Source organism: Nocardioides deserti (genome assembly GCF_014266025.1).
Classification (GTDB): Bacteria; Actinomycetota; Actinomycetes; order Propionibacteriales; family Nocardioidaceae; genus Nocardioides; species Nocardioides deserti.
Map to the genome: position 1 here is coordinate 451574 of NZ_JACMYC010000003.1, position 26657 is coordinate 478230.

The window sequence follows — 26657 nt, forward strand, 5'->3', positions numbered from 1 at the left end:
CGTGGGTGAGCAGCTGCCCCCGCCGGGCTCGGAGGAGTCGGTCACCCCGGGGATGCGCCAGGAGCCGGACCACGGCGAGCACAGCTACCGCGGCTCCGGCCGGCTGCAGGACAAGGTCGCCGTGATCACCGGCGGCGACTCCGGCATCGGCCGGGCCGTCGCCATCGCCTACGCCCGCGAGGGCGCCGACGTGGTGCTGGCCTACCTCGAGGGCGAGGACGAGGACGGTCGCGAGACCGCCCGGCTCGTCGAGGAGGCCGGCCGCCGCGCGATCACCGTCCCCGGCGACCTGGTCTCGGAGGAGGCCTGCCGCGAGCTCGTCGACACCGCCGTGCGCGAGCTCGGCCGCATCGACGTGCTGGTCAACAACGCGGCGTACCAGATGTCGCAGCCCGGCGGGATCGAGGACATCACCACCGACCAGTTCGACCGGGTGATGAAGACGAACCTGTACGCCATGTTCTGGCTGTGCAAGATGGCGCTGCCGCACCTGGGTGAGGGCTCGTCGATCATCAACACCTCGTCGGTGCAGGCGTCCTCGCCGTCGGTGCCGCTGCTGGACTACGCCACCACCAAGGCCGGCATCGTGAACTTCACGCGCGGCCTGGCCGCGCAGCTGGCCGAGCGGGGCATCCGGGTCAACTCCGTCGCGCCCGGCCCCATCTGGACGCCGCTGATCCCGGCCACGATGCCGGAGGAGAAGGTCGAGTCCTTCGGGGAGCAGACCCCGATGGGGCGCGCGGGCCAGCCGGCCGAGCTCGCGCCGGCGTACGTCTTCCTGGCCTCCAGCGACGCCAGCTACATCACCGGCGAGGTCATCGCCGTGACCGGCGGGCAGCCGGTCACCATCTGACGGGCGCCCGCCGGTCGGGACGTCGTACGACGGACCCCGCTCAGCGCGGCTGGCTCAGCGGGGCTGGGCGGGGTTCGTCGGCACGCCCTGCGACGGCGGGTTCATCGCCGGGCCCTCGTTGACGGAGGCACCGCCCTGGGAGTCGGTCTGCGGGGCCGCGTCCGCCTCCGGGGCGTTCGCCATCGGCGAGCCGCCGGACAGCGGCGCGCCGCCCTGGACCGCCTCGAGCCGGTTCTCCAACAGCTGGACGACCTGCACCCGGTTCGCGTGGTCGCGCTCGTAGGCGAGCAGCGCCTCGAGCCCGGCCCCGTCGAGCGAGCGGATGCGGCCCTCGAGCGAGCCCACCGGGAGATGGTCGTAGTCGGGAAGGGGCAGCTGGTCGTGGTGCGGCGCGTCGGCCACGGGATCTCCTGTCGTCGGGGACTGGACGTCCTCGGAGTACCCGGCCGCCCTGCCCGGCATCCGGCCCGGCATCCAGGGACCGATCGATGAGAGTCCTCTCATCGACCTCTCACCCGCGACCCACCGTCGGGCAGGATCGTGGTCGTCATGAGTCCCCTCTGGAGAAGCCTGTTGGCGTTGGCGGTCGTCCTGCCCGTCGGCGGGTACGTCGCGGGGTCGCTCGCCGCGACCAGCGGCGACGACCCGGCTCCCCGGGAGGTCATCGTCATCCGCGACGCCCCCGCCCAGCAGTCCTCGCCCGGCACCACGATCAGCCCGCGCCCCTCCCCCAGCGGCGACCCGTCCGGCCGCGGGGACGACGACCCCGACGACGACGACAATGGGGATGAGGACGTCCGCGTCGTGAACCCCGAGCCCGACGACCTCGACGACAACGACCGGGACGACGACCGGGACGACGACGATGACGACGACGACCGCGAGGACGACGACTGAACGGCGTACCGCCCCGTGTCCACCCCCGGGCCGCCCCCCGGACCGAGCCCCGAGCGCGCCGCCCGGGGTTCTCGGTGCGCGCCCGGATCACCGCCACGGTGGCGGTGCTCGTCCTCGGCGCGCTGAGCGCCGCCGGCGTGATCGTGTACGCCGTGGAGTCCCAGCGCGTGGACGCCCAGACGGTCGAGGAGGTGGAGCAGGAGCTCGACGAGTTCGCGGTGCTCGAGGGCGACGGGACCGACCCGACGACCGGCGAGCCGTTCGCCTCGATCCGCGACCTGCTGCGACTGTTCCTCGAGCGCAACGTTCCCGACGACGACGAGGTCCTCATCGCGTGGGCGGGTGACCGACCGATCTACCGGTTCCCGCGCGAGGACGAGCTCTATCGCGACCCGCGCTTCCTGGAGGCCGTGCGGCCCCTGGTCACCACCGGCGGCTCCACCCGCATCGACACCGACCAGGGTCCGGCGCTCGTCGCGACGCAGCCGGTCCGGCAGAGCACGCCCGCCGGAGAGGAGACCGGCGCGCTCGTCGTGGTGGTCTACCTCGCCGAGGACCGCGGCGAGCTGCTCGACACCATGCGCACCTACGCCGTCGTGGCGACGCTGCTGACGATCCTCGTGGTCGCCGCTGCGGCGTGGCAGTCGGGCCGCCTGCTCGCGCCGATCCGCGTCCTGCGCGAGACCGCCGACGAGATCGGCGAGTCCGACCTGTCGCGGCGCATCCCCGAGGCCGGCAACGACGACATCACCGCGCTCACCCGCACCCTGAACCGGATGCTCGACCGCCTCGAGACCAGCTTCGCCGACCAGCGGCGCTTCCTCGACGACGCCGGCCACGAGCTGCGGACCCCGCTGACGGTGCTGCGCGGCCACCTGGAGCTGGTCGACGCCACCGACGCCGCCGACGTCGAGGAGACGCGCGCGCTGCTGCTCGACGAGATCGACCGGATGGCGCGGCTCGTCGGCGACCTGATCCTGCTGGCCAAGTCCGACCGTCCCGATTTCGTGCTGCCCACCGAGGTGCACCTCGGCGAGCTCACCGAGGACGTGCTCGCCAAGGTCCGCGGCCTCGGCGACCGCGACTGGCAGCTGGACGGGACCGCCGACCAGGTCGTCCGCGTCGACGGCCAACGGCTCACCCAGGCGCTGCTCCAGCTGGCCGACAACGCCGTCAAGCACACCCGCCCCGGCGACCTGGTCGCCCTGGGGTCGACCTGCGTCCCGGGACCCGACGGCACCGCCGGCGAGCTCCGCCTCTGGGTCCGCGACTCCGGCCCCGGGGTGCCGGCCGCGGACCGGCAGGCGGTCTTCGAGCGGTTCGGGCGCAGCTCCGTTCCCGACGGCGACGAGGGCTTCGGCCTCGGCCTGTCCATCGTCCGCGCGATCGTGGCCGCCCACGGCGGCACCGTCACGGTCACCGACGACCGCCCGGCGCGGCCGCACGGCGCCCGCTTCACCATCACCCTGCCGACGACCGTCGAGGAGACCCCGTGGCCCGCATCCTGATCGTCGAGGACGAGGCGCGCATCGCGTCGTTCCTGGCCAAGGGCCTGCGCGCCGACGGCCACCAGACCACCGTCGTCGACGACGGCAACCGCGGCCTCGACGAGGCGCTCTCCGGCGGCCACGACCTGAGGTGCTCGACCTCGGCCTGCCCGGGATGGACGGCCAGGAGGTCCTCGAGCTGCTGCGTGCGCAGGGCTCGCGGATGCCGGTGGTCGTGCTCACCGCGCGCGACTCGGTCACCGACACCGTCAGCGCCCTCGAGGGCGGCGCGGACGACTACATGCCCAAGCCGTTCCGCTTCGCCGAGCTCCAGGCGCGGATCCGGCTGCGGCTGCGCCAGGCCCAGGAGCAGGCCACGCCGGGGACGCCCGGGCGCGACGCGGTCGAGGCCGGCGGCGTACGCCTCGACCTGCGCACCCGCCGCGCCACCGTCGCCGGCACCGAGGTCGACCTGTCGGCCCGCGAGTTCGCGCTCGCCGAGATCTTCATGCTCAACGCGGGCCAGGTGCTCTCGCGCGAGCAGCTGCTCGACCACGTGTGGGGCTTCGACTTCGACCCCGGCTCCAACGTCGTCGACGTGTACGTCGGGTACCTCCGGCGCAAGTTCGGTGCCACCACGATCGCCACCGTGCGCGGGATGGGCTACCGCTTCGAACGCTGACCCGAGGGCCGCCCGGGTACGGTCCCGCCGTGCCCACCCGCAGCGAACGGCTCGACGCCCTCCCGTTCACCCGCGAGCACAGCCGGCTGGTGGTCGGCTCAGGCGTCGGCTGGGCGCTCGACGCGATGGACGTCGGGCTCATCAGCTTCGTCATGGCCGCGCTGGCGGTGCAGTGGGACCTCGGCCCGACCACCCTGTCGTGGATCGCGAGCATCGGCTTCATCGGCATGGCCGTCGGCGCCACCCTCGGCGGGCTCCTGGCCGACCGGATCGGCCGCCGGCAGGTCTTCGCGCTGACGCTGCTGGTCTACGGCCTCGCGACCGGCGCCGCCGCGCTGTCGTGGTCGGTCGGCGCGCTGCTGGTGTTCCGGTTCCTCATCGGCCTCGGCCTCGGCGCGGAGCTGCCGGTCGCGAGCACGTTGGTCAGCGAGTACGCCCCCGCCCGCATCCGCGGCCGGGTCGTCGTCGCCCTCGAGTCCTTCTGGGCGGTCGGCTGGATCCTCGCCGCGCTGATCGGCTACTACGTCGTCCCGACCTCCGACGACGGCTGGCGCTGGGCGCTCGCTCTCGGCGCGCTCCCCACGGCGTACGCCGTCGTGGTGCGGCGTGGGCTGCCGGAGTCGGTGCGCTTCCTCGAGCGGCGCGGCCGGCACGAGGAGGCCGAGGCGGCGGTGCGCCGGTTCGAGGCCGCCGCCGGCGTACCCGCGCCTGCCCCCGCCGAGCCCGCCGAGCCCGCCGAGCCCGCGCCCGCCCCGGCCCCCGAGCAGCCGGCGCCCGGCCCGCGCGCGCTGTGGGGGCGTCCGCACGCCTCGCGCACGGCCGCGCTGTGGGCGGTCTGGTTCGGCGTGAACTTCTCCTACTACGGCGCGTTCATCTGGATCCCGTCGCTGCTCGTCGCCGACGGGATGGACATGGTGCGGTCCTTCGGGTTCACGCTGGTCATCACGCTCGCGCAGCTGCCCGGGTACGCCGCCGCGGCGGTGCTCGTGGAGCTGTGGGGCCGCCGCGCGACGCTCTCGACGTTCCTCGTCGGCTCGGCCGTCTCGGCCGTGCTCTTCGGCCAGGCCGACGGCGAGACCGCGATCGTGGCCGCCGGCATGGCGCTGTCGTTCTTCAACCTGGGCGCCTGGGGCGCGTTGTACGCCGTGACGCCCGAGGTCTACCCCACGACGCTGCGCGCGACCGGCGCCGGCGCCGCGGCCGGCTTCGGCCGGATCGCGTCGGTGCTCGCCCCGCTGTCGGTCCCGTGGTTCCTCGACGCCGGCACCGGCACCACCGGGCTGTTCGCCGTCTTCGCCGCGTTCTTCGCGCTGGCCGCCGCCGCCACCTGGGGCCTGCCGGAGCGGGCCGGCGACGCGCTCAGCGAGTCCTGAACCCTGCCAGCCGCGCCCGCGGCAACCGGTCGAGCACCGGCTCGAGCGCCTCGGCGACCTCGTGCGGGAGCGGCCGGTCGGCGGGGTCGCGCTCGAGCATGGCCCCGACGATCTTGACGACCTCGTGCGGGACGCGGTCCGGCAGCGGCAGCGGGTCGGCCACCAGCTGCGGGTAGCGGTCGCGCAGGTCCGGCGCGTCCGGGTCGCCGTCGGCGAAGGCGCGGTGGCCGGCGATCGCCTCGGACAGCGTCGCCCCCAGCCCCCACACGTCGCTCGCGTGCCCCGGCGTACCCGTCGACGGCGGATCGGTCTGCTCCGGCGCCATGTAGGCGTCGGTGCCGATCGGCGAGGTGAGCGCGGCGGCCGCGTCGACCGGGCGGGCGACCGAGAGGTCGATGAGCCGCGCCGGCGCCCCCATGATGACGTTGCTCGGCTTGATGTCGAGGTGGGACCAGCCGAGGTGGCGCAGGTAGTGCAGCGCGGAGGCGACCTCGATCGCGAGCGGGAGGTACTGCTGCTCCTGCAGCGGCCCGTAGCGGCGCACCAGCGTCGACAGGCGCGGCCCGTCGACCTGCTCCAGCACCACGTGCGGCCGGTCGCCGTCGAGCCGGTGCCGCAGCCCGCGGACGACGACGGGGTGGTTGACGGTCGCGAGCGCCTCGACCTCGCGGCGCAGGCCGCGCAGGGCCGAGGCGTCCGCGACCAGCCCGGGACGCACGACCTTGACCACGACCGGGGCGTAGGTGATCTCGTCGAAGGCGAGGTACGCCTCGTACGACGACCCACCGCCGAGCAGCTTCACGGCGGTCAGCTCGGGGGTGATCGCGTCCCCCTCGGTCAGGTTCCAGCTGTCCCGGGCCACGGCTCAACGCCCCCGGGTGTCGTTGCGGGACGCGTCGTTGGTCTTGTTCTTGCTCCAGTCGCGCGTGCGGTCGCCGCCGTCGCGCGTCCAGTCGCGGGTCAGGTCGCTGCGGCTCTTGTCGCGGTCGCGGCTGACCTTGGTGAACCGGCTGTTGGTGTGGTCGCGCGTGGACTTGCTGGCCCCGGTGTTCTTCGACCGCGTGTTGGTGTCGTCCGTGCGGTCGTTGGTGTCGTCGTCATCGTCGTCGTCGACGGCCATGACGACGTCGGGGCTGTCGTCCTTGCGCTGGTACACCGTGCCGCGGTCGTCGCGGTCGCCGCGCTCGTCCTCGGCGAACGCCACCGGCGCGCCCCACGCGATCAGGCCGGCGCTCACGCCGCCCGCGACCGCCAGGACCCCGGTCCTCACCAGCTTGCTCATGTCCTCGTCCTCTCGTCCGTGTTCGTGCTGACGAGGAGGACTCTCCGGCCGCGCCGTGAGGCGACCGTGAGCCTCGGATGAGAGCGCCCTCATGAGTCCAAGTCCACGGCGAGCCCGCGTACGGCACGGGCTCCCGGGTCGTGCTGACCACCGCCTACCGGCCGTCGTCGTCCGTGGCGCCATCCCCCTCGTCCTGGGATCGGCTCGCACCGATGCCAGCGCCGATCGCGAGACCAACCGCGATGCCGGTGGCGATGAACGCGGAGCTCTCGGTTGCCACCCAGAGTGCGACCCCGATCGCGGCGCCGATGGCCATGCCGATCGCGATCCCGGACTCCATGCCCTTCGACTTCATGGCGCCGACCGTACGACAGCCCAAGGCGTCCAGGCATCCAGGCGCCGGCTGCGGGCTAGGACGCTGCCGCTTCACCCATCGCTTCGTCGAGCCACGTGACCGGCAGGTCCGGCTCCCACGCCAGCGCCTGCTCGACGTGCTCCGCGCACGCCAGCAGGTCGACCGGGTCCACGGGCACGAGCGCGACCGCCGCCAACGGACAGTCGTCGCCGTACTCGCACTCGGGCATGCATCGAGAGTAGGCACCTCGATGTAACGCCCACCCCGGCCCGCGACAGGTATCGGGTGCACCACGTCGAACGCTCTTCCGACCCCGGTCCCTGCAGGGGTCAGGGGACGTGCGCAGCGGAGCAACGTGCCGCCCCGCCTCGGGTCCCACACTGGAGGCGGGGCGGCGCGCTCTCACCAGGTCGTGTCTGGCGGCAACAGCGGCGCCATCGGCGGTGTTGCCGGTGGCCGATGGCGGCGTGTTCGTCGTGCGGCGCTCCGTCCGCGACCTCGCCACTGTGCTCGAAGCCACCGACATCCCCGCTGGCGACGCGGATGGTGGGCGCAGAGGGGATCGAACCCCCGACCACCTCGTTGTAAGCGAGGTGCTCTACCGCTGAGCTATACGCCCGTGCCCGCTCGGGCGGCCACAGACTAGACGGTGGCGGTCGGCCTCACGAAAAGGGCCGTAAATGGAAGTTGAACCGCTGGCGTCTCGGGTCACCAGCGGTTCAACGAGCAGAACTCTACTCGCCACCTCCGACGCCCGTCCGGGCGACCCCCGAATTCGGGCCCGGCGGTCTAGACGTGCGCGGTCAGCTGCCGCAGGTGCTCGTCGAGGTCGCGGCCCTCGGAGGTGGGGTTGTGCACCGACCAGCGCAGCACGCCCTGCCGGTCCACCACGTACGACGAGCGCCGCGGCGCACCGGTCGCCTCGTTGAAGACGTCGTAGGCCCGGGCCACCTCGCCGTGCGGCCAGAAGTCCGAGAGCAGCGGGAAGTTCAGCCCGTCGGCGTCGGCGAAGGACCGCAGGGAGAACATCGGGTCGCAGGAGACGGCCAGCACCTCGGTGTCGAAGGTGAGGAACTCCGCCAGCCGGTCGCGCACGGCTGTCAGCTCGCCGGTGCACACCCCCGAGAACGCGAAGGGGAAGAAGAGGATCGCGACGGCCTTGGTCCCGCGGTACGACGACAGCGTGACGTCCTGGCCGAACTGGTCGCGCAGCGTGAAGTCGGGAGCCTCGCCCCCGAGCTGCAGTCCGCTCACTCGTCGTGGTCCTTCAGCTCGCGCTTGAGCACCTTGCCGGTGGCGTTGCGGGGCAGCTCGTCGAGGAACACGATCTCCTTGGGGATCTTGTAGCGGGCGAGGTTCTGCTTGACCCAGCCCTTCAGCTCGTCCTCGTCGGCCGACGCGCCGTCGCGCAGCACGACGAAGGCGCGCAGCCGCTTGCCGTAGTCGGGGTCGTCGATCCCGACGGCAGCGACGTCGACGACGGCTTCGTGCCGGGCGAGGCAGTCCTCGACCTCCTTGGGGAAGACGTTCTCGCCGCCGGAGACGATCATCTCGTCGTCGCGGCCCTCGACGTAGAGCCGGCCGTCGTCGCCGATGCGGCCGACGTCCCCGGTCGCCATCAGCCCGTCGATCATGTCCTTGCCGCCGCCGCCGGTGTAGCCCTCGAAGAGCAGGCTGTTGCCGACGAAGATCCGGCCCGAGCCGCCCTGCGGCACCTCGCGGTCCTCCTCGTCGTACACCTTGACGGTCGTGCCCCACGGCGGCATGCCGGCGGAGCCTGGCGCCTCGCGCAGGTCGACGGGGGTGGCGATGGAGGCGTAGGCGACCTCGGTCGAGCCGTAGATGTTGTAGAGGTTGTCGCCGAAGTGGTCCATCCAGGTGACCGCGAGGTCGCCGGGCAGCGCCGAGCCGGACGAGGCGACGACCTTGACGGTGTCCAGCGAGTGCCGCTGCAGGACGTCCTCCTCGAGCCCGAGGATCCGCTGGAGGAACACCGGGATCACCGCCAGCGAGTCGCACCGGTGCTCCTCGACGGTCCGCAGGCAGTCCTCGGGGTCGAATCGGCGCTTGAGCACGATCGTCGACCCCAGCAGCATCGCGAGCGCCAGGTGGGCGAAGCCCCACGTGTGGAAGAGCGGCGCGGCGATGTGGGTGCGCCACCCGTGCCGCAGCGGCATCCGGGACAGCAGCGAGATCGCGGCGTCGATGCCGGCCTCGTTGCGGGGCGCGCCCTTCGGCGTCCCGGTCGTGCCGGAGGTCAGGATGATGATCCGCCCGTGGCGGTCCGGCGGGTCGAGGTCCGCGTCGTCCTCACCGTCGATGAGCCCCTCGAGCGTGGGTACGCCGTCGTCCCCGGCGCCGTCGCTCCCGTCGCCGTCGATCCAGGCCAGCACCCGCTGCTCGACGTCGGCGTCCGCGAGAAGCTCGGTGAACTCCTCGTCGTGCACGACGACGGTCGGCTTCTCCCGCTCCAGCACGTCGACGAGCTGCGGGCCGGCGAACGCGGTGTTCAGGTAGAGCAGGTCGGCGCCGAGCTTGGCGGCCGCGACCGTGGTGTCGACGAAGCCGCGGTGGTTGCGGCACATGAGCGCGACCCCGTCGCCCTCACCCACACCGCGCGCCTGCAGCGCCCGCGCCAGGGCGTTGGACCGCCGGTGCATCTCGCCGAAGGTCAGCTCGCCCAGCTCGTCGACGAGCCCGACCCGGTCGGGGAAGCGCACGGCCAGCGTGGCGAAGCCGCCGGCGGGGCCGGTCCCCCAGTCCTTGACCGTGCGGGCGAGGCGCACCAGGACCGCCGGCGGGTAGGGACGGATGATCCCCGAGGAGGCGAGCACCTTCGCGCCGGTGCCCGCGGCCGCAGCGCGGCCGAGGAGGTTCGAGAGCACGGGGGCGAACCTACGCGGGAGTCTTGGGGGCCACCAGGCGGGTCGCGGTCCAGTCCTTGCTCACGGCGGCGGTCGTCGTCTGCGACAGCCCGGCGATCGGCGCCGCCTCGGCGATGTCCGCGGCGTCGACGGCGTTCGGCCGGCCAACCTTGGGGGTGAGCAGCCAGATCACGCCGCCGCCGACCAGGTCGGTGAGCGCGTCCACGAGGCCGTCGACCAGGTCGCCGTCCTCCTGGCGCCACCACAGGATCACGGCGTCGACGACGTTGCCGTGGTCACCGTCGACCATGTCGGCGTCGATGGTGTCCTCGATGGAGACGCGGAGGTCGTCGTCGGTGTCGTTGTCCCACCCGAGCTCCTGGACGACCATGCCCTGGGTGAACCCGAGCCGTTCGGCCGGTCCGTTGCCGGGTTGGTCGGCACTTGCGGCGCCGGTCCGGGTGGTCCCTCCACCCTCGGTCGAGCTCAACGTGGTCCTCCAGACGCGATCGGTACGACCGCGGTTCCGCGGCCGGTGTGGGGAGTAGTCCAGCGGAGTCGGGGCCCTGGCGCAAGCCGTCCCGACCTGCGGGAACGCCGTCGGGAGGCGTTCGCACCGCCCCGCCCCGGCTACCGGCGGGTAAATTCCCTCCCTCGACCCTGCGTGCAACGATGATCGAGTGACCGGAGAACCACCCACCACCTCAGGCACGCGCACGGGCTCGACCCCCTCGGTGATCCACGAGGGCCTGCCGACCCAGCTGCCGGACATCGACCCGGACGAGACGCACGACTGGCTCGACTCCTTCGACGCACTCGTCGACGAGCGGGGCCGCGAACGCGCGCGCTACGTCATGCTCCGCCTGCTCGAGCGGGCCCGTCAGAAGCAGGTCGGTGTCCCCGCCCTGCGGAGCACGGACTACATCAACACCATCCCGCCCGAGCGGGAGCCGTGGTTCCCCGGCGACGAGGAGGTCGAGCGGCGGATCCGCGCCTTCATCCGCTGGAACGCCGCGGTGATGGTCTCGAGCGCGAACCGCAAGGGCCTCGAGGTCGGCGGGCACATCGCGACGTACCAGTCCTCGGCCAGCCTCTACGAGGTCGGGTTCAACCACTTCTTCCGCGGCAAGGAACACCCCGGCGGCGGCGACCAGGTCTACATCCAGGGCCACGGCTCGCCGGGCGTCTACGCCCGAGCGTTCCTCGAGGGCCGGCTGACCGAGGAGCAGCTCTACCGCTTCCGCCAGGAGGTCCAGCACGGACCGGGCGCCGGCCTGCCGTCGTACCCCCACCCGCGCCTGATGTCGGACTTCTGGGAGTTCCCCACCGTCTCGATGGGCCTGACCGGCATCAACTCGATCTACCAGGCACGGTTCAACCGCTACCTGCACAACCGCGGCATCAAGGACACCAGCCAGCAGCACGTCTGGGCCTTCCTCGGCGACGGCGAGATGGCCGAGCCGGAGTCGCTCGGCGCGATCGGCGTGGCCGCCCGCGAGGAGCTCGACAACCTCACCTGGGTCATCAACTGCAACCTCCAGCAGCTCGACGGCCCGGTCCGCGGCAACGGCAAGATCATCCAGGAGCTGGAGTCGACCTTCCGCGGCGCCGGCTGGAACGTCATCAAGGTCGTCTGGGGCCGCGAGTGGGACCCGTTGCTGGCCCGCGACGTCGACGGCGTGCTCGTCAACCAGATGAACACCACGCCCGACGGCGCCTTCCAGACCTACTCGGTCGAGGACGGCGGCTACGTGCGGGAGAGCTTCTTCGGCAGCGACCCGCGGCTGCGCCAGATGGTCGAGCACATGACCGACCAGCAGATCCAGAAGCTGCCGCGCGGCGGTCACGACTACCGCAAGGTGTACGCCGCGTTCGACTCGGCCACCAAGCACGTCGGGCAGCCGACGGTCATCCTGGCCAAGACCATCAAGGGCTGGACGATCGACGCCCTCGAGGGCAAGAACGCCACCCACCAGATGAAGAAGCTGACCCCGGCCGACCTCAAGAAGTTCCGGGACCGCCTCTACCTGCCGATCTCCGACCGCGACCTCGAGCGCTCCTACGAGGAGACCGGCGCCGCGCCGTTCTTCCACCCGGGCACCGACGCGCCGGAGATCGAGTACATGCTCGAGCGGCGCCGCCAGCTCGGCGGCTCGCTGCCCAAGCGGGTCGTGCGCTCCACGCCCCTCACCCTGCCCGGCGACAAGGCCTACGCCGAGCTCAAGCAGGGCTCGGGCAAGAACGCCGTCGCGACCACGATGGCCGTCGTCCGCCTGCTGAAGGACTGGATGAAGGACACCGAGATCGGCAAGCGGATCGTGCCGATCGCGCCGGACGAGTACCGCACGTTCGGCATGGACGCGATGTTCCCGAGCGCGAAGGTCTACAACCCGGCCGGCCAGCAGTACGAGTCGGTCGACCGCAACATGTTGCTCTCCTACAAGGAGTCCGCACAGGGCCAGATGCTGCACGAGGGCATCTCCGAGGCCGGCGCCATGGCGTCCGCGACCGCGGCCGGCTCGGCGTACGCCACGCACGGCGAGCCGATGATCCCGTTCTACATCTTCTACTCGATGTTCGGGTTCCAGCGGACCGGCGACTCCATCTGGGCGATGGCCGACCAGCTGGCGCGCGGCTTCCTCATCGGCGCCACCGCCGGTCGCACCACGCTGACCGGTGAGGGCCTCCAGCACGCCGACGGCCACTCGCCGCTGCTCGCAGCGACCAACCCGGCGGTCGTGCACTACGACCCGGCGTACGCCTACGAGATCGCGCACATCATGCGGTCCGGGCTCGAGCGGATGTACGGCACCGGCGGGCCCGAGGGTCACGGCGAGGACGTCATCTTCTACCTCACCGTCTACAACGAGCCGGTCTCCCAGCCGAAGGAGCCCGACGACGTCGACGTCGAGGGCATCCTGCGCGGCATGCACCAGGTCTCCCAGGCCGAGGGCGAGGGCCCGCGGGTCACGCTGATGGGCTCGGGCGTGGGCATGCCGTGGGTGGAGGACGCCAAGCGCATGCTCGCCGAGGAGTGGGGCGTCCAGGCCGACACCTGGTCGGTCACCTCCTGGAACGAGCTGGCCCGCGACGCCGTGGCGGCCGAGGAGTGGAACCTGCTCCACCCCGGTGAGGAGCCGCGGACGTCGTACGTCGAGGAGCGGCTGGTCGACGTCGAGGGCCCCGTCGTGGCGGTCTCGGACTTCATGCGGGCCGTCCCGCTGCAGATCGCCCGCTGGGTCCCTGGTGACTACCGCGTGCTCGGTGCGGACGGCTTCGGCTTCGCCGACACCCGCCCCGCCGCCCGCCGGTACTTCCACATCGACGCCCAGTCCGTCGTCGTCCAGGCCCTCCAGGCCCTCGCCGACGCCGGCCAGGTCGACCGCTCCCAGGTCGAGAAGGCGTTCGAGACCTACCGCATCGACGACCCCACGGCCGTCTCGGGCGTGAAGCAGGAGGGCGGGGACGCCTGACGGCCCCTCCTCCGCACGCCACAGGGCGGTGACCACCGAGGTGGTCACCGCCCTGTTCATGTCCGGGGTGCGTCAGGCGCTGGTGATCTCGGTGACCGTGGCCATGGGCGTCGGCTCGGCCCGACCGTCGACGAGCAGCTGACGCACCCGCTCTCGGTCGTACGACGCCGGCTGGCTGGTCTTGATGAAGTCGTGCAGCAGCTTGGCGAACCGCTCGGGGTGGTCCTTGTGCGGGAAGTGCCCGGCGTTGGGGATGATCTCGACCCGCGACCGCGGCGCGAGCTCACCCGCGCGGCCGGCGTGCTGCACCGGGATGACGGTGTCGTCGCGGCCCCACACGACCGCCATCGGCATCTCCTGGGTCAGGTAGGCCCGGTCGGCCATCGTGACGACCTGGCCCTTCCAGTCCACGACACCGCGAACGACGTGCCGGATCGCGTGCCGGGCGGCGGGGTCCTTGAACGAGTCGTAGATCTCCGCCATCTCGCCGAGGTCGCGGGCGTGGCGCGAGGGCAGCGCGCCCATCAGCTGCATGCCCTTCTTGCCGACGTGCCGGATGCCGGGCAGCGTCAGCACGCCCATGACCTGGTGGAAGCCGGGCGTGGTGACGGCGCGGATCGCCGGCGTGACCTCGGGGCCGAGGCCACCGGAGGCGACGAGCACCAGCCGCTCGGTGCGCTCGGGGTACTGGTAGGCGAACTGCATCGCCACCCCGCCGCCGAAGCTGTGGCCGACGACGGTGACCTGCTCGATCCCGAGCACGGTGAGCAGGTCGCGCATGCCGTTGGCGAACCCGCCGAGGCTGTAGTCGGCCCGCGGCTTGTCCGACTGCCCGTGGCCCAGCAGGTCCGGTGCGATGACGGTGTAGCGCCGGGCGAGCAGGTCGATGACCGGCTCCCACGTCGTGTGGCTGCACCCGAGGCCGTGCAGCAGGAGGAGCGCCGGGCCGGTGCCGACCTTCACGAAGGCACGGCGGTGGCCGTGGATGGTGACGTGCTGGACCTCGTGGGGCTTGCTGGGCACGGGGGCCTCCTGTGGGCGTCGTCGGCGCGGGAGCACTCGCCCCCCGGCCGTGCAGCACGATTCCGCGTCACCGGGGTGGTGCGCGTCCTCCGATCGGTCGGTCCGCCCCACCCCCGTCACTGGTCCGCAGACTAGCCTCGGGGCGTGCCGAGCCGTCGACCCGCTGTACCCCGCTCGCGCACCGCCGATGCGCTCCAGCGCGCCACCGGTGCGCTCAGCACCGCGGCCACCGCCCGGATGGACGCCGAGCTGCCGTGGTTCCGCGACCTGAGCGCCCAGGACCGCTCGTGGGTGGGCCTGATCGTGCAGGCCGGCATCCGCGGCTTCGTCGACTGGTTCCGCGCCGACGACGGCACGCCGGCGCCCGACGCCAACAAGCTGGCGGCATCGGTCTTCGGCGCCGCCCCCCGCGCGCTGGCCGGCGTCATCAACCTCCAGCAGACCGTCGACCTCGTGCGCCTGTCGATCGCGGTCGTGGAGAGCGACGTCGACCGGCTGCTCGACCCCGAGGACGTCCCCCTGGTCCACGCCGCGGTGCTCCGCTACGCCCGCGAGGTCGCGTTCGCCACCGCGGAGGTCTACGCCCGCGCCGCCGAGACCCGCGGCGCCTGGGACGCGCGCCTGGAGGCGCTCGTCGTCGACGCGGTGCTGCGCGCGGAGGCCGACGAGTCCGTCCTGAGCCGCGCCAGCGCGCTGGGCTGGGGCGCGGTCGGCGACGTCGCCGTGGTGCTGGGCTCGGTGCCCGAGGGCACGCCCGCCACCGACCTGCCCGAGGAGGTACGCCGTGCGGCGCGGGCCGCGGGCCTCGAGGCGTTGTGCGCGGTGCAGGGCGACCGGCTGGTGGTCCTGCTGGGGGGCGTCGACGACCCCCGGGTGGCCGCCGAGGCGGTCGTCGGCCGGTTCGGCGAGGGGCCGGTCGTGGTCGGACCAGCGGCCGACGACCTGACCGCGGCGTACGCCTCGGCCCGGGCGGCGGTCTCCGCCCACCGCGCCGCCGCCGGGTGGCCGGGTGCCCCGAGGCCGGTGCAGAGCATCGAGCTGCTGCCGGAGCGGGCGCTGGCCGGCGACGGGCACGCTCGTCGGCACCTGGTGGAGGAGGTCTACCTCCCCCTGGTGAGGGCCCGCGGCACGATGACGGAGACGCTGGCGACGTACCTCGACGAGGGGTCCTCGATCGAGGGGGCCGCGCGGACGCTCTTCGTCCACCCGAACACCGTCCGCTACCGGCTGCGGCAGGTCACCGCGCTGACCGGCTACTCCCCCACGCGTCCCCGCGACGCCTTCGTCCTGCGCATCGCGCTGGTCCTCGGCCGGCAGTCCGGTCGCACCGACTGAGGGCTACCCGCGACGCCGCGTCGGTTCTTGGAGGGTTCCCACAAAGACCGGCCGCCAGAGTTCGTGCGGGTCCGAGGCGAGGAGAGGGCCTCCGGCCGGGCAGGCTGGACCCGTGCTCGTCATCGTCGCTCCCGGTCAGGGCGCCCAGACCCCCGGCTTCCTCCGGCCCTGGCTGGAGGACCCGACCTTCGCCTCCCGCTTCGAGTGGCTCGCGACCGTGGCCGGGGTCGACCTGGTCACCCACGGCACCGAGTCCGACGCCGAGACCATCCGCGACACCCGGATCGCCCAGCCGCTGCTGGTGGCGACCGGCCTGGTCGCCGCCCTCGAGCTCTTCCCGCACCCGGCCGACGCGTTCGCCCGGATCGGCGCGGTCGCCGGCCACAGCGTGGGCGAGCTGACCGCCGCCGCCGGCGCGCGGGCGATCACCGCCGAGCAGGCGATGGTGCTGGTCCGCGAGCGCGGCAACGCGATGGCCGACGCCTCCGCGGTGACCCCGACCGGCATGACCGCCGTCCTCGGCGGCGACCGCGACGAGGTCCTCGCTGCGCTCGCCCGCCACGGCCTCACCGCCGCCAACGACAACGGGCCCGGCCAGGTCGTCGCCGCCGGCACCCTCGAGCAGCTCGCCGCGCTCGCCGACGACGCACCGGCCAAGGCGCGGCTGATGCCGCTCAGCGTCGCCGGTGCCTTCCACACCGAGCACATGCGCCCGGCCGTCGACCACGTCGAGCGGCTCGCCCGGTCGGTCTCCACCCACGACCCGCGCACCCGGGTCATCTCCAACCGCGACGGCCAGGTCGTCCACGACGGCCGGGAGGTGCTCCGCCGGATCGTCGGGCAGATCGCGAGCCCGGTCCGCTGGGACCTGTGCCTGGAGACGATGGCCGACCTCGGCGTCACCGGCATCCTGGAGATGCCGCCGGCCGGCACCCTGACCGGCATCACCAAGCGTGCGCTGAAGGGCGTCGCGACCTTCGCGCTGAAGACCCCCGACCAGCTCGACGCGGCCCGCGCGTTCTGCGACGAGCACGGAGAGTCCGCGGAGATGGAGACCTCGCCGACCTGGCGGATGGTCGTCTCCCCGGTCAAGGGCACCTTCCACCTCTCCGGCGAGGCGGCCCGCACCGACGTGCTCGCCGCGGGCGCCCCGATCGGCGACGTCGCCAGCCTCCGGGACCGCGTCGCCGTGACCGCCGCCCACGGCGGGCAGGTCGTCGAGTGGCTCGTCGAGGACGGCGACCTGGTCTCCCCCGGCCAGCCGCTGGTCCGGCTCCACCCCGAGGGCGTGGCCTGAGGTGCCCGCCACCCTCCGGGCCGCCACGGGCGCTCCGCACGCTCGCATCCTCGGCCTCGGCGCCTACCGGCCGCGCCGGGTCGTGCCGAACTCCGAGGTCGTCGACGCCATCGACTCCTCCGACGAGTGGATCCAGCAGCGCTCCGGGATCAAGGAGCGCCGGTTCGCCTCCGAGGACGAGACGATCGCGATGATGTCCGTCGCCGCCTCGCGCCTGGCGCTCGAGCGCGCCGGCATCGACGCCAAGCAGGTGGACTGCGTCGTGGTCGCGACGGTGAGCCACCTCGTGCAGACCCCGGCGGTGGCCACCGTCGTCGCCCACGAGCTCGGCACCGACCAGGCCGCGGCCTTCGACGTCTCGGCCGCCTGCGCAGGCTTCTGCCACGGCGTGGCGATGGCCGCCGACTTCGTCCGGGCCGGCAGCGCCCGGCACGTGCTCGTCATCGGCGTGGAGCGGCTCTCCGACATCACCGACATGACCGACCGCGGTACCGCCTTCATCTTCGCCGACGGCGCAGGAGCCGCGGTCGTGGGACCCAGCGACGTACCCGGCATCGGCCCGGTGGTGTGGGGGTCCGACGGCGAGCAGTCCGACCTGATCCGCTCGCGCCACGACTGGCGCGACGTGCTGGCCGCGGACACCCCGGAGATGCCGCACCTGGTGATGCAGGGCAGCGCGGTCTTCCGCTGGGCCTCCTTCGCGATGGCCAAGGTCGCCCAGCAGGCGCTCGACCGGGCCGGCATCACCGTCGACGACCTCGACTGCTTCGTGCCGCACCAGGCCAACATGCGCATCACCGACGCGATGGCGCGCTCGATGAAGCTGCCCCCGACCGTCCGGATCGCCCGTGACATCGCCGAGCAGGGCAACACCTCCGCGGCGTCCATCCCGCTCGCCCTGGACCGGATGGTCGCCGACGGCGACGCCCGCTCCGGCGACACCGCACTGCTCGTCGCCTTCGGTGCCGGCCTGGCGTACGCCGCCCAGGTCGTCACCGTCCCCTGACCCGCACCACCCCACAACCCGAGAGGAACCCGCACATGGCAACCACCGAGGAGATCCGCTCCGACCTCGCCGAGATCGTCAACGAGGTCGCCGGTGTCGACGCCGCCGACGTCCAGCTCGACAAGGCCTTCGTCGAGGACCTCGACGTCGACTCCCTGTCGATGGTCGAGGTCGTCGTCGCCGCCGAGGAGAAGTTCGGCGTCTCGATCCCCGACGACGAGGTCAAGAACCTCCGCACCGTCGGCGACGCCGTGGCCTTCATCGAGCGCGCCTCGGCCTGACCGGCCGCGGCCGGTCCCCCAGCAGCACCGCCCCGCACGTCCCCGCCCCGAGGAGCAGCCACATGTCCGCCACGCGCGTCGTCGTCACCGGCCTGGGAGCCACCTCCCCGGTCGGCGGGGACGTCCCCTCCACCTGGTCCGCCTTGCTCGAGGGCCGCTCCGGCGTCGCCCCCCTCACCGAGGAGTGGGCCGAGCCGCTCGGCGCCCGGATCGCGGCGCGCGTCGCGGTCGAGCCCAGCGAGACCCTGGACCGGGTCAAGGCGCGCCGGATGGACCGCTCGGGCCAGCTGGCCATGGTGGCTGCCCTCGAGGCGTGGGCCGACGCCGGGCTCTCCGGCACCGCCGCCGAGGCCGGCGTCGACCCCGAGCGGTTCTCGGTCGCGATGGCCTCGGGCATCGGCGGCGTCACGACGCTGCTCACCAACTACGACGCCCTGCTGGCCAAGGGCCCGCGCCGGGTCTCCCCGCTGGCGATCCCGATGCTCATGCCCAACGGCCCGGCCGCGGGCATCGGGCTGGCGCTCGGCGCGAAGTCCGGCGTGCACACGCCGGTCTCCGCGTGCGCGTCCGGAAACGAGGCGATCGCGCTCGGCATCGACCTGATCCGGCTCGGTCGCGCCGACATCGTCGTCTGCGGCGGCACCGAGGCGGCGGTCCACGCGCTGCCGATGGCGGCGTTCGGCCAGATGATGGCGCTGTCGAAGCGCAACGACGACCCTGCCGCCGCGTCCCGGCCCTGGGACAAGGGCCGCGACGGCTTCGTCCTCGGCGAGGGCGCGGCCGCGCTGGTGCTGGAGTCCGCCGAGCACGCCGCTGCCCGCGGCGCCCGCGTGTACGCCGAGGCGGGCGGCGCCGGCATCACCGCCGACTCCCACGACATCGCCCAGCCCGACCCGGTCGGCGCCGGCGCCACCCGCGCCATGCGCTTCGCGCTCCGCGACGCCGACCTCTCCCCCGGCGACGTCATCCACATCAACGCCCACGCGACGTCGACCCCGCAGGGCGACGTCGCCGAGGCGCTGGCGATCCGCAACGCGCTCGGCGGCGCGTCCTCCGGAGCGGTCGTCACCTCGACGAAGTCGATGACGGGCCACTTGCTGGGCGCTGCCGGTGCGCTGGAGTCGGTCGCGACCGTGCTCGCGCTCCACCACCGCACGGTGCCACCCACGATCAACCTCGAGGACCCCGAGGACGTCGGCCTCGACCTGGCCGACAAGGTGCGCGACCTGCCCGCCGGCGACGTCGCCGCGCTCAACAACTCCTTCGGCTTCGGCGGCCACAACGTCGCCCTCGCCTTCCGGAGCGCCTGATGACCCAGGCCCCCGCCGCGCCGCGCACGGCGGTCAAGGTCCCCCGCGAGCAGGACCCCCGCCACCCCGTGACCCGGCTGCGGGCCCTGCTCGACGAGGACACCCTCGAGCTGATCACCGCCGACGACGACTCCGGCATGGTCGCCGCCGTGGGCACCGTCGACGGAGCCCGCGTGGTGGCCTTCTGCTCCGACGCGACCGTCATGGGCGGCGCGATGGGCGACCGAGGCTGCCAGGTCGTCGTCGACGCCTACCACCGCGCGATGACCGACGGCGTGCCGATCATCGGGCTCTGGCACTCCGGCGGCGCCCGGCTCGCCGAGGGCGTGCTCTCCCTCCACGCCGTCGGCCGGATCTTCAAGGTGATGACGCAGGCCTCGGGCCGCGTCCCGCAGGTCTCCGTGGTGCTCGGCCCCGCCGCCGGCGGCGCGGCGTACGGCCCCGCCCTCACCGACGTCGTCATCCTCGGCCCCGAGGGCCGGATCTTCGTCACCGGGCCCGACGTGGTCCGCTCGGTCACCGGCGAGGACGTCGACATGCTCCGCCTCGGCGGTCCCGAGCCGCACGGGCGCCGCTCCGGCGTCGTCCACGTGCTCGCCGAGTCCGAGCGCGAGGCGCTGGACCGGGCCCGGGAGGTCGCGAGCCTCCTGGGCGCCCAGGGCAGCCTGCGCGTCGACGACGTCGAGGACCGCGACCTCGAGGCGCTGCTGCCCGAGTCGCGCCGGCGGGCGTACGACGTGCACCCGCTGGTCGAGGGCGTCCTCGACGAGGGCACCGTGCTGGAGCTGCACGCGAAGTGGGCGCCCAACATCGTCACTGCGCTGGGTCGCCTCGGCGGCCGGACCGTCGGGGTCGTGGCCAACAACCCGTTGCGCCTCGGCGGCTGCCTCGACTCGCTCTCGGCGGAGAAGGCCAGCCGCTTCGTCCGGATGTGCGACGCGCTGGGTGTGCCGCTGGTCGTCCTCGTGGACGTGCCCGGCTACCTGCCCGGCGTCGGCCAGGAGTGGGACGGCGTCGTACGCCGTGGCGCGAAGCTGCTGCACGCGTTCGGCGAGTGCGTGGTCCCGCGGGTGACGCTGGTGACCCGCAAGACCTACGGCGGCGCCTACATCGCGATGAACTCCCGGTCGCTCGGCGCGACGAAGGTCTTCGCCTGGCCCGGCGCCGAGGTGGCCGTGATGGGCGCCGTCGCGGCGATCCGCGTGCTGCACCGCCGACGGCTGGCCGAGGTCGCCCCCGAGATCCGGCCGCAGGTCGAGGCCGAGCTGGCCGCCGAGCACGAGCGGCTCGCCGGGGGCGTCGACAAGGCGGTCGAGATCGGCGTCGTCGACGAGGTCGTCGACCCCGCCGTCACCCGCTCCGCCCTGGCCCGGGCGATCGACGCCGCGGTGCAGGCCGAGGGCGTCCGGCACGGCGTGCACGGGAACATCCCGCTCTGAGCGCGCACCGCCCGGCACGAGCCGGGTGTGGTGCTCACCACGTCTGGGGGATGATGGGCCCATGCTCGGACCCAGCCGCGCCCTCGTCCGCCTGCTGCTCGCCCCGCTCGTCCGGATCCTGCTCGCAGCGCTCGTCCTCCCCGGGGCCCTCGTCCTGGGTGCGGCGCCCGCCGTCGCCGCCCCGCTCCCCGTCGAGCCGTCCTGGGGCAAGACCGCCGCGCCGAACGCGGTCCTGGCCAAGGGCTGCAAGAAGTACGTCTACCGCTACAGGCTGACCCTCCCCACCGACGACTGGGAGGTCGACCTGGTCATCAAGGACCCGCGCGGCGACAAGATCGCCTCGGCGTACCTCCTCAGCGACAGCGAGGAGACCCGCGGCAAGCGCTGGTTCCGGGTCTGCGGCCCGTCGACCAAGCCGGGCCGCTTCACGATCCGGGCGAAGGTGTCCTCCTGGGACGGGTGGGCGGAGGACGAGCGCCGCCTGCCCAACAGCCACTTCCGGCTGCGCCGGCGCTGACGCGGTGACCTGCTGCTGACACCGCCGGCGTAACCCGGCCCTGACCGTCCGCGTTGGACCCGGCAACGACAGCCACCGTCCAGCCGGAGGTCCCTCATGCCACGCCCGCCCGCGAGGTCGCTCCCGCCCGTGGCCCTGCTCGCCACGCTCGTGCTCGGTCTCGGGGGTGCGCTCGAGCCGGCGGCGGCGTACGACCACCGCGACTGGGGGAAGACCGGCGCGCCCGACCGGAAGCTGCGCAACGGCTGCCACCAGTACAACTACCACTACGTCATCGACCCGCCCTCCGACGACTGGGCGGCCGAGACCTTCCTGGTCGACCCGACCGGCGAGAAGCTCGCCTCGGGCGCCTTCGACGTCGACGCCGACCCCGCGAGGGGTCAGTCGAGCTGGACGATCTGCCACGCCTCGACCGTGCCGGGGAAGTTCACGATCAAGATGCGAGTGACCTGGCAGACGAGCCTCACCGAGATCCACAAGGGCTGGGTGAAGCCGTCGACCTTCCGGCTCTCCCGGAAGCGCTGACGCTCAGCCCGGCTGGGTCAGACGACCTGGTGCAGCCAGCGGACCGGCGCGCCGTCGCCGGCGTGGCGGAACGTCTCGAGCTCGTCGTCCCAGGGCTTGCCGAGCAGCTTGTCGATCTCGACCAGCAGCGTCGTGTCGCCGAGGGCCGCCTTGACGACGGCGGCCTTCAGCCGGTCCTCGGGGATCATGATGTCGCCGTGGAGGCCGGTCACGGCGTGGAAGACGCCGAGCTCGGGCGTGTAGGAGTAGCGAGCGCCCTCGGTGCCGGAGGTCGGCTCCTCGGTCACCTCGAAGCGCAGGTGGTTCCACCCGCGCAGCGCCGAGGCGATGGCGGCGGCCGATCCTGGCGCGCCGGTCCAGGACAGCTCGGCGCGGTAGGTGCCTGCCTGCGCCGGCTGGGGAGTCCAGTCGGCGTTGACGGCAGCACCCAGCACACCACCGACGGCCCACTCGATGTGCGGGCACAGCGCGGACGGCGCTGAGTGGACGTACAGGACGCCCCTCGTCGCGGTGCGGGTAGCAGTGCGTGCGGTCACCGTGACCTCCTTCTTCCTCGGCGCGAGCTACGCCTTCCCCAGCGGTCTCGTGTCGGTCGAAGTCAGTCGAAGATGACAACGATGTAGTTGTGCTCCCATTGTTACCCACAAAGGGCCTGAGCACCAGCGGTACGGACCAGGCGCGGGTCGCGCGTCGGCTCAGGAACCCCCAGTGGCGGCCACCGGGCGGCGCGGACCGAGGCCCAGCACGGTGCCCAGCACCTCCTCGGCGATCCCCAGGCCACCGAGGTGGCTCTCACCGTCGATCGCGGTGATCGTGGCGTCCGGCAACCGGTCGACCACGTGCTCGCCGTGCCGGAAGGGCACGATGTGGTCGGCGTCGCCGTGCCACCAGCGCACGGGCACGCCGACGTCGGCCAGCCGGAAGCCCCAGTCTCGGGTGAACAGCACCAGGTCGGCCAGCGGCGCGGAGGTCTGGAAGCGGCTGCCGTTGAGCAGGTCGTCGACGAACATCGCCTTGAACTCCGGGCGCCCTAGCAGCCGTCGGTCCCCCTCCGGTTGCACGGCGGCGTAGAGGTCCAGGAAGCTGCCGGCGATCGGCCGCACCACCCGGATCAGCTGGGTCAGGCCGAACCCGAGCGGCACCCGGGTCGCGGCGATGAGCGGGGCCAGCCGCACGGCGAGCTGGATGGGGCCGCCCGGGGCGGCGTCGGGCCCCACGGTGGGGGCGACGCCGCCGAGCACGCCGACGCCGTGCACGCGGTCCGGCATCGCGGCGCCGGCGGCCAGGACGTACGGCGCCCCGCCGGAGAGGCCGACGAGCCGCAGCGTGTCGACCGCCAGCGTGTCGAGGAGGATCGCCAGGTCGCGCGTCCAGTCCGCGACGTCGGGATAGAGGTACGGCGTCGACGTGCCGATCCCCGGCCGGTCGATGCCGATGATCCGCACCCCGCGGGCGTCGGCGAACGCGCGCGCCTCGAGCGGGATCTGCCGCCGACCACCCGGGGTGCCGTGCATCCAGATGATCGCCGGGCCGCGCGGGGCGCCGTACTCCGCGAAGCTGAGTCGTCGCCCGCCGCGGACCGCCACCGTGCCCTCGAGGCCGGGCCGCTCGATGTCCGTCACAGCGGGAGTGTGCCACGGGTCACGCCGTGGCGGCCGGGCCCCGCACGATCCGGGACGGGCCCGGGTCGACGATGTTCGCCGGGTCGGCCAGGGCGCCGAGCACCGTGCCCGGGTCTGCCCTGCCGTCGGTCGCAAGGTGGTCGGCCACCAGGTCGAGCACGACGCAGGTGACGTTGTCCCGGCCGCCTGCCGCGAGCGCGGCGTCGACGAGCGCGGCGGTCACGGCAGCGGGGGTGCCCGCGCCGAGCAGCGCGGCGATGTCCTCGTCGCCGACGAGGTCGGTGAGCCCGTCGCTGCAGACGAGGAACCGGTCCCCCGCCAACGCGTCGACGGGGACGAGGTCGACGCCCTGGTCGGCCGGGTCGCCGTCCACCGAGCGCAGCACCACGTTGCGCCACGGGTGGCGAGCGACGGCGTCGCGGCCCAGCTGGCCGGACGCGACCAGGTGGGCGACGTAGGTGTGATCGGTCGAGAGCTGGGTCAGCGTCCCGTCGCGCAGGCGGTAGGCGCGCGAGTCGCCGACGTGGCCGAGCACGACCCGCTCGCCGTCGCAGAGCAGCACCGTGAGCGTCGTGGCCATGCCGAGGCGCCTGAGGTCGTGCTGGATGGCGCGCCTGATGCCCGACCGACCGCGGTCCGTGCCGACCGCGAGCACCTCCTCGAGCGTGCCGGCCACCTCGGCGGGCGCGCCGGCGGCGGCGATCGCGGCCGACGCATCGACGACCGCGGCGGCGACGGTGGCCGAGGCGATCTCACCGGCGGCGGCGCCCCCGACCCCGTCGGCCACGAGTCCGACGTGCGCGGCCACGAACCCCGAGTCCTCGTTGTGCTCGCGCACGTGGCCGACATGGCTCGCCCCGGCGCCCGAGAAGCGCAGCATCCGTTCCTCCTCACGACTCCGGGGCAGTGAACAGTCCGCCGACGACCGGGTCAAGGACGACCACGGGGTACCCGACGCGGAACGTCCGCAAGCGCGGTGTGGCGTGCCCTACTCTCTCGCCATGACCACCGCCGCGGCGCCGCTCGAGGTCAGCGCTCGTCGACGGGCGGTCCGGTGGGCCGTGGTCGGGGCGCTGGTCCTGGCCCTGGCCGTCGTCGTGGCGTGGTACTCCGCGCACCCACCGGCCCTGGCCACCTCGGTCGACACCCGCCACGCATCCACCCCGGTGGACACACCGGTGTACGTCGGCATGTACGCCGCTCCGTCCGACCGCACGCTGAGCGTCGACGGGGTCAAGGTGCACGCGACCGCGAACACCGAGGTCCAGGTCGCTCCCCTGCTCTGCAAGGGCGGGTCGCTCGTCGTCACCTCCGACCCCGAGGCGTTCTGCCGCGAGCTCGTGACCCCGGCCGGCGAGCGCCTCGAGCCCGGCGACTCGGTCGTGGTCGAGGTGAAAGCGGACGTGCCGGCCGTCGTGGTGCTCGACCGGGTGCGGATCGGCTACCAGGACGGCATCCGCGCGGCGACCCAGCAGGCGGGCGTCGAGAACGCCATCGTCACCGTGCTGGGCCGCTGAGGGACACCCCACCGGTCAGTCCTGCGGGATCCGCTTCTCGAGCGCCTCGGCGCGGTCCGCGGCGTCGGTGATCTCGTCGCTGTCGATGGCGTGCGTGCGGTGGAACCACGCCAGGGCGTCGGTCAGTCGGCCGGCGGCCTCGAGGGTGTCGGCGTACGTGTAGCGCAGCCGCACCACCCACGACGCGCGGGTCTTCGACGTCAGCGGCGCGAGCTCCAGCGTGCGCAGGGCGGCGTCGAGCTGACCCATGTCGCGGCGGGCACCCGCCTCGACGATCGTCATCTCCGCCTTGGCCTCCGGCGCGAAGTTCGCGACCGACGGGCTCTTGGCGAGCTTCAACGACTGGTCCGGGTTGCCGAGGGCGCGGTGGCAGTCGGCCATGATCGGCAGGTAGGCCGGAGAGCCGTTCATCCGCTTGGCCGCCCGCAGCTCGGCGAGCGCCTCGGCGTAGTGACCGGCGGCGTACGCCGCCTCGCCGGCCGCCTCGCGCACGACGGCGAGCCGAGGTGCACGCGACCGGGCAGCCAGCGTGTGCTGGTAGGCGGTCTCCGGGTCGGTGTCGATCAGCGAGCCGGCTGCGGCCAGGTGCCGGGCGACCCGCGCCGCGAGCTTCTCGGGCATGCCCTTGAGCTGTGCGGTGATGGCGCGGTCGAGCTCCTTGCCGGTGATGTCCGCCGGCAGGTCGGGACCGTCGTAGCGTGCCTGCTCGGCGGTGCGGTCAGCCTGCTTGTCAGCCGGACGCTTCCAGTCCGACGAGCGACCGCCGCGGTCGGGCCGACCGCCACGCTCCGGGCGGTCCCCGCGCTCCGGCCGGCTGCCGCTGCGCCGGTCACGCCGGTCGTCGCTGCGCGGGTCGAACCGCTCCGACCGCTCGCTCGACCGGGACGAACGTCCGGCGCCGGCACCCTTCTCGGGGCGCCCGGAACCGGGCTTGTCGGGACGGCCACGGCCACCCCCGGTCGGCTTGCCGCCACGGGGCCCACCGGACCGGCTCCCGCCGCCCGCCCCCTGGGACGGACGCTGGTTGCGACGCTCCTCGGCCACGGTTCACCTCTGCACTTCCTGGTCCGACGGGACCGTTCCACCGTAGATCTGCTGCACAAACACGTAGAGGCCACCTTGCGGTGGCCTCTACGAAGTGTATGTCCGGCGGCGTCCTACTCTCCCACAACCTCGCGGTTGCAGTACCATCGGCGCTGAAAGGCTTAACTTCCGGGTTCGGGATGGGACCGGGTGTTTCCCTCTCGCTATGGCCGCCGTAACTCTAGCGGTCCACACTCCCCGCGACCGTGGCGCTGTGCGCCGGGCGGGTGGTGTGTTCCAAGCCTCTATTCACCTGTCGCGGTGCGCCTGCGTCCGCTGGACGGACGTGCGCACCCTGTTGGGTGTGTTCTGGATTCGTGGACGCGAGCACTCTGCTTGCAACACCATGGGTGGTTGTTGTCTTGGTTGAGTGGTTGTGGGACAAGCCCTCGGCCTATTAGTACCGGTCGGCTAGGCATTACTGCTGTACACCTCC

Annotated in this window: 28 protein-coding genes, 1 tRNA gene and 1 rRNA gene; 15 read left to right on the forward strand and 15 right to left on the reverse strand. The window is 73.2% G+C overall.

The genetic code is table 11. The annotated features are described in order from the left end of the window. Window position 1 precedes the first annotated feature (1 nt). Window positions 2-853, forward strand: a complete 852-nt coding sequence (locus H7344_RS07705) for an SDR family oxidoreductase (RefSeq protein ID WP_229707054.1) — start codon at window positions 2-4, stop codon at window positions 851-853. A gap of 54 nt (window positions 854-907) precedes the next feature. Here the strand turns inward: H7344_RS07705 and H7344_RS07710 are convergent, their stop codons facing one another. Beyond that, window positions 908-1255 carry a hypothetical protein gene (locus H7344_RS07710; RefSeq protein WP_186345415.1) on the reverse strand — a complete coding sequence of 116 codons (348 nt, stop codon included), beginning with the start codon at window positions 1253-1255 and terminating at the stop codon, window positions 908-910. Between the two features lie 147 nt (window positions 1256-1402). Between H7344_RS07710 and H7344_RS07715 the strand changes: the two genes are divergently transcribed. The 4 genes from H7344_RS07715 to H7344_RS07730 all read left to right on the forward strand — a co-directional run bounded on the left by H7344_RS07715 (window position 1403) and on the right by H7344_RS07730 (window position 5292). Beyond that, on the forward strand, window positions 1403-1750 hold the full coding sequence (locus H7344_RS07715) for a hypothetical protein (RefSeq protein ID WP_186345416.1): 348 nt from the start codon (window positions 1403-1405) through the stop codon (window positions 1748-1750). 74 nt (window positions 1751-1824) lie between these two features. Further along, a complete protein-coding gene (locus tag H7344_RS21115; protein WP_229707053.1) occupies window positions 1825-3258 on the forward strand; it encodes a sensor histidine kinase in 1434 nt (477 codons plus the stop codon). 130 nt (window positions 3259-3388) lie between these two features. Next, window positions 3389-3919: a response regulator transcription factor gene (locus H7344_RS07725; protein ID WP_373286520.1), complete on the forward strand. Its 531-nt coding sequence runs from the start codon at window positions 3389-3391 to the stop codon at window positions 3917-3919. Window positions 3920-3948: 29 nt separating this feature from the next. Continuing rightward, entirely contained in the window at window positions 3949-5292 is a 1344-nt protein-coding gene (locus tag H7344_RS07730) for an MFS transporter (RefSeq protein WP_186345417.1), read from the forward strand. On the opposite strand, the gene H7344_RS07735 is transcribed toward H7344_RS07730, so the two are convergent. From H7344_RS07735 to H7344_RS21365, 8 genes are all read right to left on the reverse strand, one after another. Then, window positions 5279-6154 (reverse strand): serine/threonine-protein kinase, encoded by an 876-nt coding sequence (locus tag H7344_RS07735; protein ID WP_186345418.1) that lies wholly within the window; start codon window positions 6152-6154, stop codon window positions 5279-5281. The two genes, H7344_RS07730 and H7344_RS07735, sit on opposite strands and share 14 nt — an antisense overlap. 3 nt (window positions 6155-6157) lie before the next feature. Further along, a complete protein-coding gene (locus H7344_RS07740) occupies window positions 6158-6574 on the reverse strand; it encodes a hypothetical protein (protein WP_186345419.1) in 417 nt (138 codons plus the stop codon). Window positions 6575-6728: 154 nt separating this feature from the next. Continuing rightward, window positions 6729-6929 (reverse strand): hypothetical protein, encoded by a 201-nt coding sequence (locus H7344_RS07745; protein WP_186345420.1) that lies wholly within the window; start codon window positions 6927-6929, stop codon window positions 6729-6731. 55 nt (window positions 6930-6984) lie between these two features. Continuing rightward, window positions 6985-7158 carry a hypothetical protein gene (locus H7344_RS07750; RefSeq protein ID WP_186345421.1) on the reverse strand — a complete coding sequence of 58 codons (174 nt, stop codon included), beginning with the start codon at window positions 7156-7158 and terminating at the stop codon, window positions 6985-6987. 315 nt (window positions 7159-7473) lie between these two features. Beyond that, window positions 7474-7548, reverse strand: a tRNA-Val gene (locus H7344_RS07755). 170 nt (window positions 7549-7718) lie between these two features. Then, entirely contained in the window at window positions 7719-8183 is a 465-nt protein-coding gene (locus tag H7344_RS07760; RefSeq protein ID WP_186345422.1) for a peroxiredoxin, read from the reverse strand. Continuing rightward, complete coding sequence (locus H7344_RS07765; protein ID WP_186345423.1) at window positions 8180-9814, reverse strand: AMP-binding protein; 1635 nt, start codon at window positions 9812-9814, stop codon at window positions 8180-8182. The genes H7344_RS07760 and H7344_RS07765 overlap by 4 nt, the downstream gene beginning before the upstream one ends. Window positions 9815-9824: 10 nt before the next feature. Continuing rightward, window positions 9825-10565, reverse strand: a complete 741-nt coding sequence (locus tag H7344_RS21365; protein WP_373286519.1) for a DUF3052 domain-containing protein — start codon at window positions 10563-10565, stop codon at window positions 9825-9827. On the opposite strand from H7344_RS21365, the gene aceE reads away from it, so the two are divergent. Beyond that, complete coding sequence (gene aceE / locus H7344_RS07775) at window positions 10528-13266, forward strand: pyruvate dehydrogenase (acetyl-transferring), homodimeric type (RefSeq protein WP_229707086.1); 2739 nt, start codon at window positions 10528-10530, stop codon at window positions 13264-13266. The genes H7344_RS21365 and aceE overlap by 38 nt on opposite strands. Window positions 13267-13338: 72 nt before the next feature. Here the strand turns inward: aceE and H7344_RS07780 are convergent, their stop codons facing one another. Then, a complete protein-coding gene (locus H7344_RS07780) occupies window positions 13339-14289 on the reverse strand; it encodes an alpha/beta fold hydrolase (RefSeq protein WP_186345424.1) in 951 nt (316 codons plus the stop codon). Between the two features lie 144 nt (window positions 14290-14433). Here H7344_RS07780 and H7344_RS07785 point away from each other — a divergent pair, with 144 nt between their 5' ends. The 8 genes from H7344_RS07785 to H7344_RS07820 all read left to right on the forward strand — a co-directional run bounded on the left by H7344_RS07785 (window position 14434) and on the right by H7344_RS07820 (window position 21999). After that, a complete protein-coding gene (locus H7344_RS07785; protein ID WP_229707051.1) occupies window positions 14434-15624 on the forward strand; it encodes a PucR family transcriptional regulator in 1191 nt (396 codons plus the stop codon). A gap of 112 nt (window positions 15625-15736) precedes the next feature. Next, the gene (locus H7344_RS07790; RefSeq protein ID WP_186345425.1) at window positions 15737-16921 is read left to right on the forward strand and encodes an acyltransferase domain-containing protein; all 1185 of its coding nucleotides are present in this window, start codon (window positions 15737-15739) and stop codon (window positions 16919-16921) included. 1 nt (window position 16922) lies between these two features. Further along, the gene (locus H7344_RS07795; protein ID WP_186345426.1) at window positions 16923-17927 is read left to right on the forward strand and encodes a beta-ketoacyl-ACP synthase III; all 1005 of its coding nucleotides are present in this window, start codon (window positions 16923-16925) and stop codon (window positions 17925-17927) included. Between the two features lie 35 nt (window positions 17928-17962). Beyond that, entirely contained in the window at window positions 17963-18208 is a 246-nt protein-coding gene (locus H7344_RS07800) for an acyl carrier protein (RefSeq protein WP_154616258.1), read from the forward strand. 62 nt (window positions 18209-18270) lie between these two features. After that, complete coding sequence (locus H7344_RS07805; RefSeq protein ID WP_186345427.1) at window positions 18271-19518, forward strand: beta-ketoacyl-[acyl-carrier-protein] synthase family protein; 1248 nt, start codon at window positions 18271-18273, stop codon at window positions 19516-19518. Continuing rightward, window positions 19518-20957 carry an acyl-CoA carboxylase subunit beta gene (locus tag H7344_RS07810; protein WP_186345428.1) on the forward strand — a complete coding sequence of 480 codons (1440 nt, stop codon included), beginning with the start codon at window positions 19518-19520 and terminating at the stop codon, window positions 20955-20957. The genes H7344_RS07805 and H7344_RS07810 overlap by 1 nt, the downstream gene beginning before the upstream one ends. A gap of 61 nt (window positions 20958-21018) precedes the next feature. After that, window positions 21019-21474, forward strand: coding sequence for a hypothetical protein (locus H7344_RS07815; protein ID WP_186345429.1), 456 nt, complete (start codon window positions 21019-21021; stop codon window positions 21472-21474). A gap of 129 nt (window positions 21475-21603) precedes the next feature. Beyond that, complete coding sequence (locus tag H7344_RS07820; protein ID WP_186345430.1) at window positions 21604-21999, forward strand: hypothetical protein; 396 nt, start codon at window positions 21604-21606, stop codon at window positions 21997-21999. A 17-nt stretch (window positions 22000-22016) separates the two neighbouring features. Here H7344_RS07820 and H7344_RS07825 read toward each other — a convergent pair whose 3' ends face one another. From H7344_RS07825 to H7344_RS07835, 3 genes are all read right to left on the reverse strand, one after another. Then, the gene (locus tag H7344_RS07825) at window positions 22017-22535 is read right to left on the reverse strand and encodes a DUF3145 domain-containing protein (RefSeq protein WP_166196528.1); all 519 of its coding nucleotides are present in this window, start codon (window positions 22533-22535) and stop codon (window positions 22017-22019) included. 159 nt (window positions 22536-22694) lie between these two features. Next, window positions 22695-23621, reverse strand: coding sequence for an alpha/beta fold hydrolase (locus tag H7344_RS07830; protein ID WP_186345431.1), 927 nt, complete (start codon window positions 23619-23621; stop codon window positions 22695-22697). Between the two features lie 19 nt (window positions 23622-23640). Continuing rightward, window positions 23641-24501 (reverse strand): PP2C family protein-serine/threonine phosphatase, encoded by an 861-nt coding sequence (locus H7344_RS07835; protein ID WP_186345432.1) that lies wholly within the window; start codon window positions 24499-24501, stop codon window positions 23641-23643. A 121-nt stretch (window positions 24502-24622) separates the two neighbouring features. Between H7344_RS07835 and H7344_RS07840 the strand changes: the two genes are divergently transcribed. Then, window positions 24623-25138 (forward strand): hypothetical protein, encoded by a 516-nt coding sequence (locus tag H7344_RS07840; protein WP_186345433.1) that lies wholly within the window; start codon window positions 24623-24625, stop codon window positions 25136-25138. A gap of 15 nt (window positions 25139-25153) precedes the next feature. On the opposite strand, the gene H7344_RS07845 is transcribed toward H7344_RS07840, so the two are convergent. Together H7344_RS07845 and rrf are read right to left on the reverse strand one after the other, a co-directional pair. Beyond that, the gene (locus H7344_RS07845) at window positions 25154-26182 is read right to left on the reverse strand and encodes a tetratricopeptide repeat protein (protein ID WP_186345434.1); all 1029 of its coding nucleotides are present in this window, start codon (window positions 26180-26182) and stop codon (window positions 25154-25156) included. Window positions 26183-26282: 100 nt separating this feature from the next. Continuing rightward, window positions 26283-26399 (reverse strand): 5S ribosomal RNA (gene rrf / locus H7344_RS07850). Window positions 26400-26657: the final 258 nt, after the last annotated feature.